Source organism: Paenibacillus dendritiformis, assembly GCF_945605565.1.
Classification (GTDB): Bacteria; Bacillota; Bacilli; order Paenibacillales; family Paenibacillaceae; genus Paenibacillus_B; species Paenibacillus_B dendritiformis_A.
Genome location: NZ_OX216966.1, coordinates 2,914,449 through 2,930,361 on the forward strand (window position 1 = coordinate 2,914,449; position 15,913 = coordinate 2,930,361).

Below are 15,913 nucleotides of genomic sequence, written 5' to 3' on the forward strand. Positions count from 1 at the left end.
AATCGGCCCCTTTTTTTTAGGGGAATTGCAAATTTTCTTGCGACAAGAGAAGGGGAGGATTCGTTATGGGCGGGACGATAGGCCGGGGGCGAAGATGCGCGTTGTTGTCCGCAATGATCACCGGATTCGTCATCCTGTTGCACGGGTGCGGAGTAACCGCCAATCCCGAGGACATATTGAACCGGGCCCTGAGCGGAGTCGGGGGCCAGGATCAAGTGCGGTTCGAAGGCTTGGCCGAGATCTGTGTCGGCGAGGACATGCTGCTGACCAAGCAATTCCGGTATGAAGGAGAGGCGAAGCAGCACAAGGGCGTCCATATGAAGATGAGCGCCGATATGGACCAGCGGACGACCGCCAAGCGTTGGAATCCGGTAGCGCAGATGGATCAATTGCAGCGAATCGCGAAGAAGCAGGTCTCGTTCCTGCCTCAACAAGAGGAGGCGCGCGTCGGGGCTAAGGGCAGCGGACAGGAGAACAAGGCGGATCAAGAAGGGAGAGACCTGGTTCCGCTGCAAGTAACGTTGTCCGACGAGGATGCGAAGCGAATCTATATCAACCAGTTGGAGGAGGATTATAAGCGGATCATCATTCCTTCCGAGCCGTATCAGAAAATACGCCGTTCGCTGAGCGATCAGGAACGGAACCAATTGGATGCGGAGCTGAAGACGATCGTGGACCACAGCCGGGCAGACCTGGATCAAAAGCTGAAGGACGCCAGCATCGCCGGACGTTATGTCGTATGGGTAGAACGGCGTCATGCCTTGCCTGTCATGCTGGAAGGGTGGTTCACGGCCGGCTACAATGACAACGGCAAGGAACGCCGGGAGACCGTTCATACGAAGACCCGGTTCTCTTATAAGTAAGCCCGCAGCATTCCGAGGCTTCCGGCCGATCCGTGGCCGCCAATCGTGAGTCGGCGCTGACTTCGATAAGCGCTCATGTTACAATGGGGAAGGTTTCATCATTTTATCGGCCGACCGAGGAGGAACATGACATGAAAGACCCAAGATTGCAGAAGCTGGCACAGAACCTGGTTGGATATTCCATCAATGTGCAGCCTGGTGAAAATGTGCTGATTGAGATGATTGGTTCCGAGCGCGAGCTGGTAACGATTCTGGTAGATGAAGTCGCCGCGCGGGGCGGCCGCCCGTTCGTGCAGCTGACCGACCGGAAAGTGCTGCGCTCACTGATCAAGAACGCGTCTGAGGAACAGATGAAGACGTGGCGGGAATATGATTTGCTCCGGATGCAGAACATGCAAGGGTACATCGGGATTCGAGCCGGGGAGAACGCGAACGAAATGTCCGATGTCCCGGAAGACAAAATGAAGCTGTATGACGCGATCTATTCGCATCCGGTACATATGGAAGAGCGCGTCAAGCGCACGAAGTGGGTCGTGCTTCGTTATCCCAACGCTTCGATGGCCCAGTTGGCCAACACGTCGACGGAAGCGTTCGAAGATTTTTACTTCGATGTGTGCAATCTGGATTACTCCAAGATGGACAAGGCGATGGAGTCGCTGAAGGCGCTGATGGACCGCACGGACAAGGTCCGCCTGACCGGCCCGGGAACCGACTTGACGTTCTCGATCCGGGGCATCGGGTCTGTCAAATGCTCGGGACAGAACAATATCCCGGATGGCGAGGTCTATACCGCGCCGGTCCGCGATTCCGTCAATGGCACCTTGACCTACAACACGCCATCGATTTATAACGGGTTCACCTTTGAGAATATTTCGTTCCGGTTCGAGAATGGCAAAATTGTGGAAGCGACAAGCAATGATACGGCCCGGATCAACCATATTCTCAATTCGGACGAGGGCGCGCGCCACATCGGTGAGTTCGCGATTGGCGTCAATCCTTATATTTTGCATCCGATGAAGGACACGCTGTTCGATGAGAAGATTGCGGGCAGCATCCACTTTACGCCGGGTCAGGCCTATGAGACGGCGGACAACGGCAACCGTTCCTCGATCCATTGGGACCTGGTGTTGATCCAGCGTCCGGAGTATGGCGGAGGGGAAATGTATTTCGACGATGTTCTTGTGCGCAAAGACGGTCTTTTTGTCATCCCTGAGCTGGAGTGCTTGAATCCGGAGCGCCTCAAATAAGGGGAATCCGTTGATTCGCCGCATGTTTTTGCGGATTTATTATTGCGTCAAGCGTCTCATTCACGGTATGATGGAAACGTAAGGATACCGACCGAACTAATTGATGACGGAGGGATTTCGATGTCCAATAACACGGCAATTGTGGAAATCTCACAAGCAGCGAACAAATTCAGATCTTCGATAGTCTTGCAAGCTGACAACAAATACATTGATGTTAAGAGCATTCTGGGTCTGTTCACGACCTTGGTGGGCAACCAGAAGTATGAGCTTCACGTCCATGGGCCGGATGCGGATGAAGCGAAGGCAGCGATGGCGGAAGTATTCAAGAAGCATGGATTGGACGTTTCCGTTGTAGCGGAATAACAGCGAGAGCCGGAGCAGAATGTTCCGGCTCTTTCTATATCTATTGCCATGATAGCGGCTTGCGGAGGTTGCACAGCATGAGAGAAGTTCGTCATGCATCTTGTGTTACCCGTCATGATCGTCTAATATTAGAGTTAGAACAATCGTGACTTCAAGTCATAGGGGGGAAACCAGGCATGTCTTCGTCGAATGTGTTGCAACAGCTAAGTGACAGGGCGCTCACTCTGCTAGAAGCGGATGCGCATCAAATAGAGAAACTCATCCAGGTCCAGATGGAGAACTTGGCTACGCGTTACTGCCCTCTCTATGAGGAAGTATTGGATACGCAAATGTACGGTTTTTCTCGGCAGGTTGACTTCGCCGTTCGAGCCGGACTGGTGGAGGAAAGCGTGGGCAAGCAGCTTGTCAGCAAGCTGGAACGCAATCTGGCTACCTTGTATGAGGCCTTGAACAAGGCCACTCCATAATTGCTATCGCGCTACGGGGGTATCCGCGAACACAGGAAGGCCCGGGATTTTATATCCCGGGCCTTTTGAGCGCAGGCGTCGCCCAAGTGCGCCCAGCTCTGTTAAGGCAGCCCATGACCCTGCGGCGCTGAATCAGGGCGGGGACGGGGCAGCCCAGCCTAGACAAGGTAGAAGGATACCCCCAGAATAATATAGACGGCCAGCAGCAGCAGGCCTTCATACCAGTTCGTCTGTCCATCCTGGGAGATAGATTTGGCGATGAATACGGCTACTCCAATCGCAATCATCTCCAGCGTCGTGAACACGATGTCCATCGTCTGCCCGAACAGCGCGCTGACGAATACAAGCACGGGAGCGACAAAGAGGGCGATTTGCAGACTGCTGCCGATCGCAATCTCCACGGCGGCCCCGATCTTGTTCTTCATGGCCATCATGACGGCGGCGCTGTGCTCTGCGGCATTGCCGACAATGGCGATGACGAAGGCGCCGACGAATAGCTCCGACAGACCGAATTGCGCCGTGAACGTATCCAGCGTCCCGACCAGCCATTCACTGACAAAGGCAACCATTACCGTGGAGATGACGAGGTACAGCACGGCTTTCCCTTTTGACCATTGAGGCTCCTCTTCCGCCTGTTCCTCTGACCGCTCCGATTCTTCCGTCAGCATCTCCTTATGCGTTACCATGGAGAACAGAAGCCAGAGCAAATAAGCGGCGATAAGAATTCCGGCTACGACCAGACTCAAGGTAACGGTACCCGTCTCGCTGAGGGAATGGGTCGTGAAGAAGGCGGCAGGCACGAACAGCGCGATCACGGCCAATATCATCAGCGAGCCGTTCATACCGGCCAGGTTGGCGTTGAACGTCTGCACTTTGTACTTGATGCCTCCGACAAGCACGCTCAGGCCGAGCACAAGCAGCAGGTTGCCGATGATGGCGCCGGTCAGGCTGGCCTTGACCATGTCGAACAACCCTTCCCGCACCAGGAAAATCGCGATGATAAGTTCAGCCGCATTGCCGAAGGTCGCATTCAGGAATCCGCCCAGGCGCTGGCCCGCATAATGCGAGACGGCCTCTGTCGACCGGCCGAGGAATCCGGCCACGAACACAATCGCCACGGCGGACAGGGCGAATTGAAGCGTCATGTTCCAGGACAAGTAATGTCCGGCTGCGCTTAAGATGAAGGTCAGCCAGAGTAAAATGAAGAACAGCCGTTTTCCCAAAACATCACCCCTAAAAATTCATAATGACGTAAAATCATCCGATATTTAATATAACCAACCGCATCGAGATCGTAAACAAAAATAACTTGTCGTTACCTGTCACCAGGTGTTTGCTTTCAAGATTGGGGATCGGTACAATAAAGGTAAGAGAGAAAGGAGGATGACGATGGCAGAGGAGCAACTGAATACCCAGGAAGGGAATATTCGCATTTCGGATGATGTCGTCGCCACAATCGCAGGTCTCGCTGCGCTGGAAACTCCAGGTGTTGCCGCAATGTCCGGAGGGATGTCCGAAGGATGGGCAAAGCGCTTGAGCGGCCGCAACGTGCAAAAGGGTGTGTCCGTGGAAGTGGGCCAAGTGGAAGCGGCCATAGATTTGAGAGTTATTATTATGTACGGAATGCCGATACAGGAAGTATGCCGCCAACTGCAGATGAATGTGCGGGAAGCGGTGCAGAACATGACCGGATTGAATGTGGTTGAAATCAACGTCAAAGTGGAAGGCGTCGCATTCAAGGATGAGGAACTGGAAGAAATGCCGCGCATCAAATAGTCATTATGAATGTATGGGCATGAATGCATGGGAACAAAAAAGACTACACGGACCGAAGCGGCCGGTAGTCTTTTTTGTTGGAACGGCGGGGGACCGATTGTCCGGTCTCCTTCTTCTGCTGCACTCGGTTGTATTCCCGTGAGACACTGAGCAATATGCCGACGCTGACCATCGTAATGAACAGGGAAGAGCCTCCGTAACTAATGAACGGCAGGGTCACTCCCGTAATCGGAATCGTCCGCGTGACGCCCCCGATATTGATGAAGGCTTGGACGGCGATGATGCCGACAATGCCTATGCTTACGAGCGTACCGTAAATATCCGGGCAGCGCAGCGCAATCAGGATGCCCCGCCAGATGAAGCATATATAGACGAGCAAAAAGATGATAGTTCCGATAAAGCCCAATTCCTCCGCGATGATCGCAAAGATAAAGTCATTGTACGGATAAGGCAGGTACAACAGCTTCTGAATGCTCTGACCGAAGCCGGCACCCGTCCAGCCGCCGTGGGCGATCGCCTTCAAGGAATGAAGCAGATTGTAGCTGGCCGCCTGCGAATCGTGGAATGGATCAAGCCAGGATTGCACCCGGGCCATCTTGTAACCGCCCGAAAGCTTGTCCGGCATGAACAGCATGCTCAAGCCGAGCACGACGAGCACGCCGATGACGCCGACGAGAAGGCAATTCATAATATGCTTCAGGTTCGCTCCGCCCGCGATGACGATAACGCCGGCGCATGCCGCCAGTATCATCGCGCCGCCCATATCGGGCTGCAGCATGATCAAGCCGACGACGAAGCCGACAATGATCATAACCGGGAACAGCCCGGTGCGGAAGTCGCGGAATTTCTCCCCCTTCTTGGCGATCAAGGCCGACAAATACAGCACGACGGCAATCTTCGCCAGCTCGGTAGGCTGAATGCCGAGGCCTCCGATGTAGAACCAGCTTCGCGCTCCGTTCACATCCTCCGCCGTGAACGGCACAATGAGAAGCATCAGGACAGTGACGATGAACAATGGAATGAACAGTATTTTGTAGGCCGTATAACGGATGTTCATGGCGAACAGCATAGCCACGAAGCCTAACCCAGCCCACATCAGCTGCCGCTTGGCGAAGTAGAAGGAATCATAATCATACCTCGAGGATACGGCAGCCAGACTTGAGCTTGAACTGAATACCATCACGACGCCGAACCCGACTAGCAGGAGGGTCAGCACCAGCAGAATAAAATCAGGCGATCCCTTGCCCGTGCTTGGCGGGTTCTTCGATTGACTGGGTCTGTGCGGTCTGTTCAAGGGAACGTACCTTTAGGCGCTAAGAAGCGCTTGCTTCAGCTCATTCAGCTTCTGGGTGGCATTATTCACGATCGGCTGCGGGATCGCAGATTCGTAATCCAGTCCATGCGGGAAGGAAGCGCGGCCCATGTAGACCGCCTCGATGGCGAGAATCGTATCGGGTTTCTCCAGCTTTCCTTCCTTCACGCGGGTATTGATGCGCACAAAGTAGGCTTCGCCGTTCTTTTTATCTTCAATTTTCAAATCGTATGTAGCCCGGTAATATTCCCACTGCCAGCGGATAAAACCGAGATTCTCCGTTACCTCATCCAGGTAGGCCAGATCCGATTCGAGGCCGATGAGGCCGGTGTTGTCAATAATCATGCATCTATTCCTCCTTCATATCGTTCCTATTCATCAAGTGCAATCGGTTACCTCTTTCTCATGATAGTATGTTTCCCAGGCTTGCGCAAGACGTGGCTTGCGGCGGAGCAGCGGATTGTTCAAAATTGAGGCAAATGTGGCATCCGAACGAATTCAACGGCTTGGAACGGAGCAAAAGGACCCTCGTCGATTCGGCTTTTATGGTACAATATAGAAAACGTTCACAACTCATGATTTCGGAATACTTTCGGAATACATTCAAGACAGATAAGGGGAATAGCTTATGATCAATACGACCGCATCGGTGTGGAAGGAAGCATTGGCCTCCCGCTATGAGGAGACCGTCGCTTGGCGGCGGCATTTGCACCGGCATCCCGAAGTGTCTTATGAGGAGAGGCAGACCGCCTTGTTCGTCGCGGAGAAGCTTGAGTCGTTCGGCCTGGAGGTTACGGCCGGCGTAGGCGGACATGGCGTGGTCGGAAGCCTCAAGAACGGCGCCGGCCCGGTTGTCGCCTTGCGGGCTGACATGGATGCCTTGGCGATACAGGACGAGAAGGCATGCGAATATGCGTCGACCGTGCCTGGCGTGATGCATGCGTGCGGCCATGATGCGCATACGGCGACGCTGCTGTCCGTCGCCCGCGCGATGGCAGAGCACCGCGAAGAGTGGAGCGGGGAAGTGCGGTTTGTATTTCAGCCGGCGGAGGAAGTCAGTCCTGGCGGAGCCCAAGCCATGATTAAGGAAGGGGCGCTGCAGGGCGTCGACCGGATGTACGGCGTCCACCTGTGGACCCCAATCCCTTCGGGCATGGTAGCGGTCCGGCCGGGGCCGATGATGGCGGCGGTGGATGACTTCTTCTTGACGGTATATGGACGGGGCGGGCACGGCGGCATGCCGCATCTATGCACGGACGCCGTCGTCATCGGGGCCCAGCTCGTGCAGCAATGGCAGACGATCGTCAGCCGGAGCGTGTCGCCGCTGCAGCCGGCCGTTGTCTCCGTCGGAGCGCTGCAGGCAGGTTCGACGCAAAATGTTATTGCCGATCGCGCTGTCTTGAAGGGGACGATTCGCTCCTTCGATCCGGCGGCCCGCGAGCTGCTTCGCGTGCGGTTCGAGACGATCCTCCAGCATACGTGCGCGATGCATGGCGCGGAGTATGAGCTGGAATACCGCGTCGGTTATCCGGCCTTGGTCAATCATGAGAGCGAGGCGGAGCGAGTGCGCCGCGTCGCGGCAGGCTGCTTCGGGGCGGAGCGCGTGCAGGAGGCGGATATGCTGATGCCCGCCGAAGACTTCGCCTACTATATGAAGGAAGTTCCGGGCTGCTTCGTGCTGGTCGGAGCCGGCAACGGAGAGGCGGCGAGCTACCCGCATCATCATCCGCGCTTCGATATCGACGAGCCGGCGATGCTGACGGCTGGCGAGCTGTTGGCGGGGCTGGCATGCGACGCGCTCATGAATCCGTAATTCGGCATAATTCCTAGGCATAACGGTTATCCTAATGGTTGAACAGGAGGATGATTATGCCAAACATCGAGAACATTATGACGGATTCCATCGTCACCTGCACGGCGCAGGACAATATTTATGAAGCCGCAGTCAAGATGAAGGAGCACGACACCGGGTTCATTCCGATCGTAGACGGCGAACGCCTCATCGGTGTCCTTACCGACCGGGATCTCGTCATTCGCGCGATGGCCGAGAAGCACCCCGGCTCCACTTCCGTTCGTGACGTGATGACGGAAGAAGTGATATCGGTGGGCCCGGAGGCCACCATTGATGAGACGGCGGAATTGATGGCCGATCACCAAGTGCGGCGTCTTCCGGTCGTGCAGGATGGCAAGCTGGTCGGCATCGTATCGCTTGGGGATCTTGCCATACACGTGCATTTCGCGGATGAAGCGGGAGAGGCGTTAAGCGAGATTTCCGAACAATCGCCGTATACGCACTAGGTAAGGCTGGACGGCGCAAGTTCATCCTCTCTTCCGAGACGGATGAACTTTTTTGTGTTGCAGGACAGAAAGGGGATAGAGGATTGGCTCAGGCATCTTTTCGAATGGTGGTACAACAGGATTGCACGGTGCTGGTGAACGAGCGGAGCCCGGACTATCCGGAGATTCGGGCGGCCGTGCAGCGGTTCGCCGAGCTGATGAAGAATCCGGCGGGCATCCATACGTTCCGGATGACGCCGATAACATTGTGGAATGCGGCCGCGAACGGCGCCACGGCCCAGTCGGTCACGGAGACGCTGGATCGGTACGCGACGTACCCGACGCCCATCAAGGTCAAGCAGGAGATCGAGATGTGGATGGGAAGGTACGGCCTGTTCATTCTGGAAGGGGAGGATAAAGAGACGCACTTCACCCTTCGCTCCGAGGATGAAAAGACGCTCGAACGATTCATGCACGATGCGGAAGTCGGCACGCTGTTCTCGGGCCGGCCGCAGCAAGGCCGGGTGCTCGTGCATACCCGCCACCGCGGTCGGCTGAAGCGGGCCCTTGCGCGCGCGGGTTATCCCGTCATCGACCGTTTGGGCTTCCGCGACGGAGAGCCGCTCTCGTTCCAGCTGGAAGAGAGCTCATCCTTCTCCCTGCGGCCTTATCAGCAGGATGCGGTCGCCGCGTTCATCGGGTCGGGGACGCGGGCAGCCGGCGATGGCGTCATCGTGCTGCCCTGCGGAGCGGGCAAGACGATCGTCGGCCTGGCGGCGATGTCGGCGCTGCAGAGCGAGACGCTCATTCTCACCTCGAACGCGACGTCGGTCAAGCAGTGGAAGGAAGAGCTGCTGAAGCGGACGACATTGAAGAGCGAGCATGTGGGCGAATATACGGGGGCGGACAAGCAGGTGCGCCCCGTGACGATATCAACCTATCAGATAATGACCTACCGTCAGCAGAAAGACGGCGAATGGAGCCATATGCGTCTGTTCCATGAGCGCGACTGGGGGCTCATCATTTATGATGAGGTCCATCTGCTGCCGGCGCCGGTGTTCCGGACGACGGCGGATCTGCAGGCGACACGGCGCCTCGGCCTGACCGCGACGCTTGTGCGCGAGGACGGCTGCGAGCGGGACGTGTTCTCTCTCATCGGGCCGAAGCGGTTCGAGCTGCCATGGAGACAGCTGGAGGAGGCCGGCTGGATTGCCCAGGTCACCTGCACGGAGGTAAGGGTTCCGCTCTGTGCGGCGACCCGCATCGCTTATCAGCAGACCGGATTGCGCGAACGGGCGCGCATCGCGGCGGAGAACGGGGCCAAAATTCCGGCGGTCCGGCAGCTCATCGCACGCCACCCGGGAGCGCCGACGCTGGTTATCGGACAGTACTTATCCCAGCTTGACGCATTGGCCGCAGCCTTGCAGGCCCCGGTTCTTACCGGGCAGACACCGCAGGCCGAGCGGCAGCGTCTGTATGAGGCGTTCAAGCAAGGCGAGCTGCCGGTGCTTATCGTATCGAAGGTAGCGAACTTCGCCGTCGATCTGCCGGACGCGACCGTAGCGATTCAAGTATCCGGCAGCTACGGCTCCCGGCAGGAAGAAGCGCAGCGGCTCGGCAGGCTGCTGCGTCCGAAGAAGGACGGGCGGATGGCCTATTTCTATACGGTAGTCAGCGAGGCGACCAAAGAGCGGGATTACGCGCTGAAGCGGCAGCTGTTCCTGGTGGAACAGGGCTACCGCTATCTTATCGAGGAGGGAGAAGAGAACATTGAACACGAATCAGCTGTTGAAGCGGACGGAACCGGATGAAGCCTCGGCGCCCCGCCGCTGCTGGGAGCGTTATGCGCAGCGGCCGGATGCGATTCGGGAGGAGTTCCGGGCGCTCCAGCCGCCGCTGCGGATTCCGCTGGTGCTCATGCTGAAGCAAGCCGGCCCGCTCCCGTTCACGGTGGACAAGCTGTTGAGCTGGCATGGGCCGGAGGCGGCCGGTTCGGCGCTGCTGGCCGCTTGCGACCCGCTCGCCGAACGCGGCTTCGTGGCGAGCGTCAAGCGGGCGTGGGGCGAACGCCTGCTCTTCCTGCCGTCGGATATTTATGTTCAGCTGATGGGATGCCTGCTGGATGAACAGCTCCAGGCGGAAGACGGTCATCCGGAACGGCCGAAGCCAGAGGAGGAGACGCCCGGCCTGGAACCGGCAGGCGATGTGTTCGAAGCGGGACGCGGCATCGTCTTCGGCCTGTTCTCCCTGCTTGCCTTCGCGGCGAAGGAAGGGCTGCCGTTGACGGCGAAGGGCACACTCCACAAGCGTGCCGTCACCCGGCTGTCGGCGCTCAATCCATGGGCGGCCGCGGAGCTTCCGAATGATATGGGAGCGCAGTATCCGTTCGCCGACGCGCTGCCGCTGCCGCTCGCCCTGGTCATCGATATTGCGCTCCGCTTCGGCCTGCTGAAGAAGGAGGCGAACCGGTATGCGGTGAATGAGCCGGAGCTGGCCCGCTGGCTGCGGCTTCCTCCGTCGGTCTGGCGCGAAGCGGTGATGTCCGTGGTGGAGGAGCATTACTTGCCGGCGGATGCGCAGCTGCGCCATCTCGTGCTGGCGGTGCGCCTTATCGGAGCGGATGGAGCTTGGCATGGCGAACGGGAGGTCATTGGGAGGCTGAGACGACTCGGATTATTGGACACGGAGGACGCGGCCCGGGCAGAGCGCCAGCTGCGCGGCTGGCTCCGAACCTTCCACGCGTTCGGCTTCTGTCATCTGGCTCGGCCGGAGCAGGAGGAAGGGGCGTGGGCTTACCGCCTCCCGGAACAGGAAATGGCGGAAGGGCCGGGATTTTTCATTCAACCGGATTTCGAAATATTGCTTCCCGCCGCCGCCCCGTTCTATCTCCGGTGGGAGCTGGAAGCGATCGCGGAATGCGTCCGCACCGATCAGATGGATGTGTACCGGTTGACCAAAGCCTCGTTCGAGCAAGGGGTGGAGCATGGGCGGACGATGGAGTCCGTCTTGCGCTTCATGGAGGCGCATGCCTGGTCGGGCGTGCCCGAAAATATTCAGGATGCGATGGAGCTGTGGAGCTTGCAATATGGCCGCGTCCGCTTCGCCGAAGTGATGCTGCTTCGCTGTGAGGACAGCGATGTCGCGGCGGAAGTGAAGGAGGCGCTGCTCCGCGAACCTTCCGGCCTGGCCGGAATCGAGCCGATCGGGGATCGGGACTTCATCGTCGATCGGGATCGCGCCCGCGAGCTGGGGAAGACGCTGGATAAGGCGGGAATCGCGCCTCTGCGCCAATGGGCCGGGAAGGAGGAGACGGACGCCATGATATCGGTATGGGAGGAAGCTTCCGCCGACTTGGGGGCGTTAATGGAGGAAGCGGGGAAAGCAATGGTTTACAGCCCTTCTCCGTTGCAGTATTATGAAATGGAAACCGAACCGCTGCTTGGTGAAGAAATGGCGGCGCCTTATCGGGAGGTGCCCGGCCAATGGACAAGAACGCTGCGTTCCTATCATGCTTCCACACAGAAGGATCTGGTGTCGACGGCCATTCGGCTCTTGACCCCCATCGAAGTGGAGCAGTCGGGGCAGTGCGCCACGCTTATTCCCGTCAGAATCCGGGACGGAGAGAAGGGAGCGTGGCTGTTGGAAGCTTATGATGCCGGCGAGAGAGACACGGCAGAGCTGAAGACATGGTCCCCGGCCGATTGGGAGCGGCAGCGGCTGGTGCTTCCCGCAGGTTGCCCTGGATCAAGCCGGTAATCTAGATAAGAATTGAGCGTGATAACATGTCAGTAGGACAGTATGAATCCGTTGTCGACATGGCCGTTCTGCTCACGAACGCTTACCAATTGGGCGATATGATTAACCAGTCGGTGGAAGTAGCCGAATATCTATATTGGAAAGAACGTATGGAGCAGAATGCGGAGGTCGATCGTCTCGTTCGCGAATTCGCTCGCAAGAAGGAGCTGTTCGAGGAGACGGAGCGCTTCGGACATTTCCATCCGGATTATCACCGGGCGAAGGATGAAGTGATGGCCGTGCAGGCGCAGCTGGACGCGATTGACGAAGTGGCCCGCTTTAAGGAGGCGGAGAAAGCGCTGGACGAGCTGCTTCATGGACTGTCAGAGGTGATTGCCCATGCGGTCTCCGATACGATCAAAGTACCCGGCAACGACCCGCTGCCATCAAAAGGCTGCGGAAGCGGAGGATGCAGTGGCGGCTGCAGCAGCTGCTCTTAGCCAGCCTTCATTCGGGGGAAAGCGAGGAGAATTATGTTTCCTGAACGAACGGGATATATTATATGGGTCACCGATGTGAAGGCGGCCCGGAATCTGGACAAATACGGTACGCTTCACTATATTTCACGGAAAATGCACTATGCCGTTCTGTATGTCAACTCGGATCGAGCCGAGGATACGGTGAAGAATATTCGCCGCTTGAATTACGTCAAAAAAATCGAACGCTCGTACCGGAACGAAATCAAGACGGAGTATAGCGGGGATACGCAAGACAAGACCCAATATTTCGGAATGTAAGAGCATGGATACAGACTACACCGACCTATTCCTACTATTGGAATAGGTCTTTTTGTTACGGACGTTCGCTCCACTCCGGACTCCCTTCGGGAGGGTGTCCGTCTGCGACCGAGCTGCTGCCGGCCTGTTGTCAGTCTGCTGCCGGTTGTTGCCGGTCCGTTGCGGCAGGCGTTTATGCGGCAAAGATTGCTCGCCACACTCGTTCGGGAAGTGCTGATTCGCAGAAAAAAAGTGAAAACGGCACAAGAAAAGATTGGAGAATGTGTCTTTTTTGGAACACTTTGTTAATCTTGTGCTAAAACAGGCCTGGAAAGAGCAGTGTGAACTTGAGAACGGGTTCCGCTTCATGTAATATATTGGGTAAATATACATAGACAAAAAGACCTAACGTGGTGGAGAGTGGTACCAGTGAGAGATAAAGTCATGGAACGATGGAGCACGTATGAACCTTTTTATGTCTTGTTAGGGGATAACAAGGTGGCTGATATCGTCATCACCCATCATGCCAGATCCCGCTGGGTAGATCGGATTGCCAAGACAGATGCCGATACCGAATCGATCGCCGCGTTTATGTGGGATTGTCTGAAGCAGGAACGGATCGCTCCTTACTACCGCAACGAGCAGGATGTGTTTCTGATTGACGGAGACTTGGTCGTGGTGGCGGAATTTACTCCTTCCGATCGGGATTTCGATCTGGCGGGAGAGCCGATGATGAAGATGATTGTCGTTACGTTTCTTGGCAAAATGTCGGAGACGATGGAACTGCGGGATTTGAAGACCTACTATTCCTGGCTCCGTCATTCCCGCCGCATGACGCTCGTGAAGAACAGCCGCAAGCGCAAGTAGCGGGGCGCTTCCCGAAGCGCGCCGTATAGGCAGCTCTGTACAACATACGCCAGTGCATAGGAGGCCGTTCCCTGCCGGGGACGGTCATTTTATTGCGGGGAAAAGGTGCGCCGGATCGGGCGGACAGCGCGAATCTGGAAAACGGCTCCCGCCGCGCTGCCGCCCGCCCCGGGGCGAGCATCCCGGACCGCTGCCGCCTGCCTCGGAGCGAGCTTCACGGCAGACTTTCTAATGTTCGCTCCCATTGGAGTATAATGGGGGAGAGAGTCCATGGGAGAGGATGAAGGACGCATGGGGTTGAGTTTCCATCAGCTTCATATTTTCTATACGGTTGCCACACGGGGGAGCTTCTCCGCGGCGGCACAGACGCTGCATATGACCCAGCCCGCAGTGACGATGCAAATTCAGGCGCTTGAGGAATATTTCGGCACAAAGCTGCTGCACCGCTCGACGAAGAAGCTCAATCTGTCCGAGGCAGGGCAGAAGCTGCTGCCCTATGCGAAGCGTTGTCTCGATCTCGTTCGCGAGACCGAAGAGATGATGTCCAACTATACGCTTGATCTGCAGGGCAGATTGAAGCTGGCCGCCAGCCTGACGATTGGCGAATACGCGCTGCCCCATCTGCTGGGGGCGTTCGCGAAGCAGCATCCGCAGCTGGATATCCAGCTTCAGATTATGAACACGTCCCAGATTGTGGCCGGCGTCCGTTCGCAGCATCTGCATCTTGGCCTCGTCGAGGCGCCGGTGACGGAGACGGATATCCATGTCGAAGCGGTGATGGAAGATGAGCTTATGCTCATTACCCCGCGCGATCATCCGCTCATGAATGCGGAGAAGGTTCGGCTGGAGGATGTGATGCAGTATCCGTTCGTGCTGCGCGAGACCGGCTCGGGAACGCGCATCGTGATGGAGGAGGCGCTGCGCGCGTGCGGGGCCGATCCCGCCAAGCTGCGGGTCGTCATGGAGCTGGGCAGCACCGGCGCGGTCAAATCGGCGGTAGAGGCGGGCATCGGCATCACGATGCTCTCGCCGTCCGTCGTCCGTCACGAACAGGCGCTGGGCCTGGTCCATGTGCTCCGCATCGAGTCGCTTCGCATCAAGCGGCAGTTCTATGCGGTGCACGCCCAAGCCGGTCTGCTGTCGCTGCCGGCAACGACCTTTATGACCTATTTGCGTACCCGACAAGAAAAGGAGTGGTTGCCATGACTGATTCACAACATGCTATTCCCGCTTCAGCGCAGGCGGAGGAGCCGCGGCTGGCGGCGATGGAAGGCGCCGGCGGTTCCCCCGTCCGGACCGGGGGAGCGGATCTGCACAGCCATACGGAGGCTTCCGACGGAATGACCCGGCCGGAAGAGAATGTCCGCTTGGCGAAGGAGGCCGGGCTGGAGGCGTTGGCGATTACCGATCACGACACGGTGGCCGGCATTGGCGAGGCGCTCGCCGCCGGCCGGCGCTGGGGCATCGAGATTGTGCCCGGCGTCGAGATCAGCACGGTCGAGGAAGGCATCGATATCCATGTGCTGGGCTATTTCGTGCGGGTGGAGGACGAGCGGTTCCTGCAGCGGTTAAGCGAGCTGCGCGCGGTCCGGGACCGCCGCAACGAGATGCTGATCGCCAAGCTGAACGAGCTGGGCATTCCGTTGACGATGGAGGAGGTCCTGTCTGGCCTACGTCGTCCGCTGTCGCCGGGAGAGACGGTGGGCCGCCCGCATATCGCGGACGCTCTCGTCCGGCGCGGCGCGGTTCGCGACATGCAGGAGGCGTTCGAGCGTTATATCGGCGTCGGCGGGGCGGCGTACGTCAATCCGCCCCGCATCCGGCCTAGCGAGGCGGTGCGCTGGATTAAGGAAGCGGGAGGCGCCGCCGTGCTTGCTCATCCGGGCATCTACGGCAATGACGAGCTGGTCGCACGGCTGCTGGATGAGTCGCCATGGGACGGAATCGAAGTATGGCATTCGGATCATTCGGCCGCAGACGCGGAGCGGTATTTGCAGTTGGCGGAGCGGCACGGCCTGATCGCGACCGCCGGCTCGGACTTCCATGGCGCGCGGCAGGGGAAGGTGTTCCATGGCGCGCTCGGCGGCCGGCGCGTCGGGCTGGAAACCGTCCGGCGCTTGCGGGAGCGAAGCGGGCGGGATTGACCCGCGGCAGATCTCCGTCCTCCCTCTGGAGAGGGGCGCGCGCAGGCTGTCGCGGGGGGCGGCGGCCGCTTCTGTGTGCGCGGGCT

18 protein-coding genes are annotated in these 15,913 nt (G+C 57.9%); 14 read left to right on the plus strand and 4 right to left on the minus strand.

All coding sequences use genetic code 11. From position 1 onward, the window contains the following. Nucleotides 1–65: 65 nt before the first annotated feature. From NNL35_RS12790 to NNL35_RS12805, 4 genes are all read left to right on the plus strand, one after another. Nucleotides 66–863 carry a hypothetical protein gene (locus NNL35_RS12790; protein ID WP_006680014.1) on the plus strand — a complete coding sequence of 266 codons (798 nt, stop codon included), beginning with the start codon at nt 66–68 and terminating at the stop codon, nt 861–863. Nucleotides 864–994: 131 nt separating this feature from the next. Then, nucleotides 995–2,110 carry an aminopeptidase gene (locus NNL35_RS12795; protein WP_006680015.1) on the plus strand — a complete coding sequence of 372 codons (1,116 nt, stop codon included), beginning with the start codon at nt 995–997 and terminating at the stop codon, nt 2,108–2,110. A gap of 120 nt (nt 2,111–2,230) precedes the next feature. Next, nucleotides 2,231–2,473: an HPr family phosphocarrier protein gene (locus NNL35_RS12800; protein WP_006680016.1), complete on the plus strand. Its 243-nt coding sequence runs from the start codon at nt 2,231–2,233 to the stop codon at nt 2,471–2,473. A 176-nt stretch (nt 2,474–2,649) separates the two neighbouring features. Further along, nucleotides 2,650–2,940: an Fpa/YlaN family protein gene (locus tag NNL35_RS12805; protein WP_006680017.1), complete on the plus strand. Its 291-nt coding sequence runs from the start codon at nt 2,650–2,652 to the stop codon at nt 2,938–2,940. Nucleotides 2,941–3,098: 158 nt separating this feature from the next. Here the strand turns inward: NNL35_RS12805 and cax are convergent, their stop codons facing one another. Continuing rightward, nucleotides 3,099–4,163, minus strand: a complete 1,065-nt coding sequence (gene cax / locus NNL35_RS12810) for a calcium/proton exchanger (protein WP_006680018.1) — start codon at nt 4,161–4,163, stop codon at nt 3,099–3,101. 166 nt (nt 4,164–4,329) lie between these two features. Between cax and NNL35_RS12815 the strand changes: the two genes are divergently transcribed. After that, nucleotides 4,330–4,716 carry an Asp23/Gls24 family envelope stress response protein gene (locus NNL35_RS12815; protein WP_006680019.1) on the plus strand — a complete coding sequence of 129 codons (387 nt, stop codon included), beginning with the start codon at nt 4,330–4,332 and terminating at the stop codon, nt 4,714–4,716. A gap of 43 nt (nt 4,717–4,759) precedes the next feature. Here the strand turns inward: NNL35_RS12815 and ftsW are convergent, their stop codons facing one another. Beyond that, complete coding sequence (gene ftsW / locus NNL35_RS12820) at nt 4,760–6,010, minus strand: putative lipid II flippase FtsW (RefSeq protein WP_006680020.1); 1,251 nt, start codon at nt 6,008–6,010, stop codon at nt 4,760–4,762. A 12-nt stretch (nt 6,011–6,022) separates the two neighbouring features. Beyond that, a complete protein-coding gene (locus NNL35_RS12825; protein ID WP_006680021.1) occupies nt 6,023–6,373 on the minus strand; it encodes a YugN family protein in 351 nt (116 codons plus the stop codon). A gap of 283 nt (nt 6,374–6,656) precedes the next feature. On the opposite strand from NNL35_RS12825, the gene NNL35_RS12830 reads away from it, so the two are divergent. The 7 genes from NNL35_RS12830 (at nt 6,657) to NNL35_RS12860 (ending at nt 13,683) form a co-directional block, all read left to right on the plus strand. Further along, the gene (locus NNL35_RS12830) at nt 6,657–7,841 is read left to right on the plus strand and encodes an amidohydrolase (protein WP_006680022.1); all 1,185 of its coding nucleotides are present in this window, start codon (nt 6,657–6,659) and stop codon (nt 7,839–7,841) included. 56 nt (nt 7,842–7,897) lie between these two features. Then, entirely contained in the window at nt 7,898–8,326 is a 429-nt protein-coding gene (locus NNL35_RS12835) for a CBS domain-containing protein (RefSeq protein WP_006680023.1), read from the plus strand. 104 nt (nt 8,327–8,430) lie between these two features. Then, nucleotides 8,431–10,116: a DNA repair helicase XPB gene (locus tag NNL35_RS12840; protein ID WP_006680024.1), complete on the plus strand. Its 1,686-nt coding sequence runs from the start codon at nt 8,431–8,433 to the stop codon at nt 10,114–10,116. Further along, nucleotides 10,076–12,061, plus strand: coding sequence for a helicase-associated domain-containing protein (locus tag NNL35_RS12845; protein ID WP_006680025.1), 1,986 nt, complete (start codon nt 10,076–10,078; stop codon nt 12,059–12,061). The genes NNL35_RS12840 and NNL35_RS12845 overlap by 41 nt, the downstream gene beginning before the upstream one ends. Nucleotides 12,062–12,087: 26 nt before the next feature. Further along, nucleotides 12,088–12,540 carry a YlbF/YmcA family competence regulator gene (locus tag NNL35_RS12850; protein WP_006680026.1) on the plus strand — a complete coding sequence of 151 codons (453 nt, stop codon included), beginning with the start codon at nt 12,088–12,090 and terminating at the stop codon, nt 12,538–12,540. A 33-nt stretch (nt 12,541–12,573) separates the two neighbouring features. Beyond that, nucleotides 12,574–12,837, plus strand: a complete 264-nt coding sequence (locus NNL35_RS12855) for a YlbG family protein (RefSeq protein ID WP_006680027.1) — start codon at nt 12,574–12,576, stop codon at nt 12,835–12,837. 408 nt (nt 12,838–13,245) lie between these two features. Further along, nucleotides 13,246–13,683, plus strand: a complete 438-nt coding sequence (locus NNL35_RS12860) for a hypothetical protein (RefSeq protein WP_040734542.1) — start codon at nt 13,246–13,248, stop codon at nt 13,681–13,683. A gap of 89 nt (nt 13,684–13,772) precedes the next feature. Here the strand turns inward: NNL35_RS12860 and NNL35_RS12865 are convergent, their stop codons facing one another. Then, entirely contained in the window at nt 13,773–13,928 is a 156-nt protein-coding gene (locus tag NNL35_RS12865; protein WP_254553390.1) for a hypothetical protein, read from the minus strand. Between the two features lie 46 nt (nt 13,929–13,974). Here NNL35_RS12865 and NNL35_RS12870 point away from each other — a divergent pair, with 46 nt between their 5' ends. Both NNL35_RS12870 and NNL35_RS12875 read left to right on the plus strand, forming a co-directional pair. Next, nucleotides 13,975–14,889, plus strand: a complete 915-nt coding sequence (locus tag NNL35_RS12870; RefSeq protein WP_050979511.1) for a selenium metabolism-associated LysR family transcriptional regulator — start codon at nt 13,975–13,977, stop codon at nt 14,887–14,889. Beyond that, nucleotides 14,886–15,827, plus strand: a complete 942-nt coding sequence (locus NNL35_RS12875; protein WP_006680030.1) for a PHP domain-containing protein — start codon at nt 14,886–14,888, stop codon at nt 15,825–15,827. The genes NNL35_RS12870 and NNL35_RS12875 overlap by 4 nt, the downstream gene beginning before the upstream one ends. Nucleotides 15,828–15,913: the final 86 nt, after the last annotated feature.

What these genes read in the sequence shown, in the direction of transcription:
- NNL35_RS12790 (WP_006680014.1), top strand. Translation starts at nt 66, where the DNA reads ATGGGCGGGACGATAGGCCGGGGGCGAAGATGCGCGTTGTTGTCCGCA.
- NNL35_RS12795 (WP_006680015.1), top strand. Translation starts at nt 995, where the DNA reads ATGAAAGACCCAAGATTGCAGAAGCTGGCACAGAACCTGGTTGGATAT.
- NNL35_RS12800 (WP_006680016.1), top strand. Translation starts at nt 2,231, where the DNA reads ATGTCCAATAACACGGCAATTGTGGAAATCTCACAAGCAGCGAACAAA.
- NNL35_RS12805 (WP_006680017.1), top strand. Translation starts at nt 2,650, where the DNA reads ATGTCTTCGTCGAATGTGTTGCAACAGCTAAGTGACAGGGCGCTCACT.
- NNL35_RS12815 (WP_006680019.1), top strand. Translation starts at nt 4,330, where the DNA reads ATGGCAGAGGAGCAACTGAATACCCAGGAAGGGAATATTCGCATTTCG.
- NNL35_RS12825 (WP_006680021.1), bottom strand. Translation starts at nt 6,373, where the DNA reads ATGATTATTGACAACACCGGCCTCATCGGCCTCGAATCGGATCTGGCC.
- NNL35_RS12830 (WP_006680022.1), top strand. Translation starts at nt 6,657, where the DNA reads ATGATCAATACGACCGCATCGGTGTGGAAGGAAGCATTGGCCTCCCGC.
- NNL35_RS12835 (WP_006680023.1), top strand. Translation starts at nt 7,898, where the DNA reads ATGCCAAACATCGAGAACATTATGACGGATTCCATCGTCACCTGCACG.
- NNL35_RS12840 (WP_006680024.1), top strand. Translation starts at nt 8,431, where the DNA reads ATGGTGGTACAACAGGATTGCACGGTGCTGGTGAACGAGCGGAGCCCG.
- NNL35_RS12850 (WP_006680026.1), top strand. Translation starts at nt 12,088, where the DNA reads ATGTCAGTAGGACAGTATGAATCCGTTGTCGACATGGCCGTTCTGCTC.
- NNL35_RS12855 (WP_006680027.1), top strand. Translation starts at nt 12,574, where the DNA reads ATGTTTCCTGAACGAACGGGATATATTATATGGGTCACCGATGTGAAG.
- NNL35_RS12865 (WP_254553390.1), bottom strand. Translation starts at nt 13,928, where the DNA reads ATGGGAGCGAACATTAGAAAGTCTGCCGTGAAGCTCGCTCCGAGGCAG.
- NNL35_RS12870 (WP_050979511.1), top strand. Translation starts at nt 13,975, where the DNA reads ATGGGGTTGAGTTTCCATCAGCTTCATATTTTCTATACGGTTGCCACA.
- NNL35_RS12875 (WP_006680030.1), top strand. Translation starts at nt 14,886, where the DNA reads ATGACTGATTCACAACATGCTATTCCCGCTTCAGCGCAGGCGGAGGAG.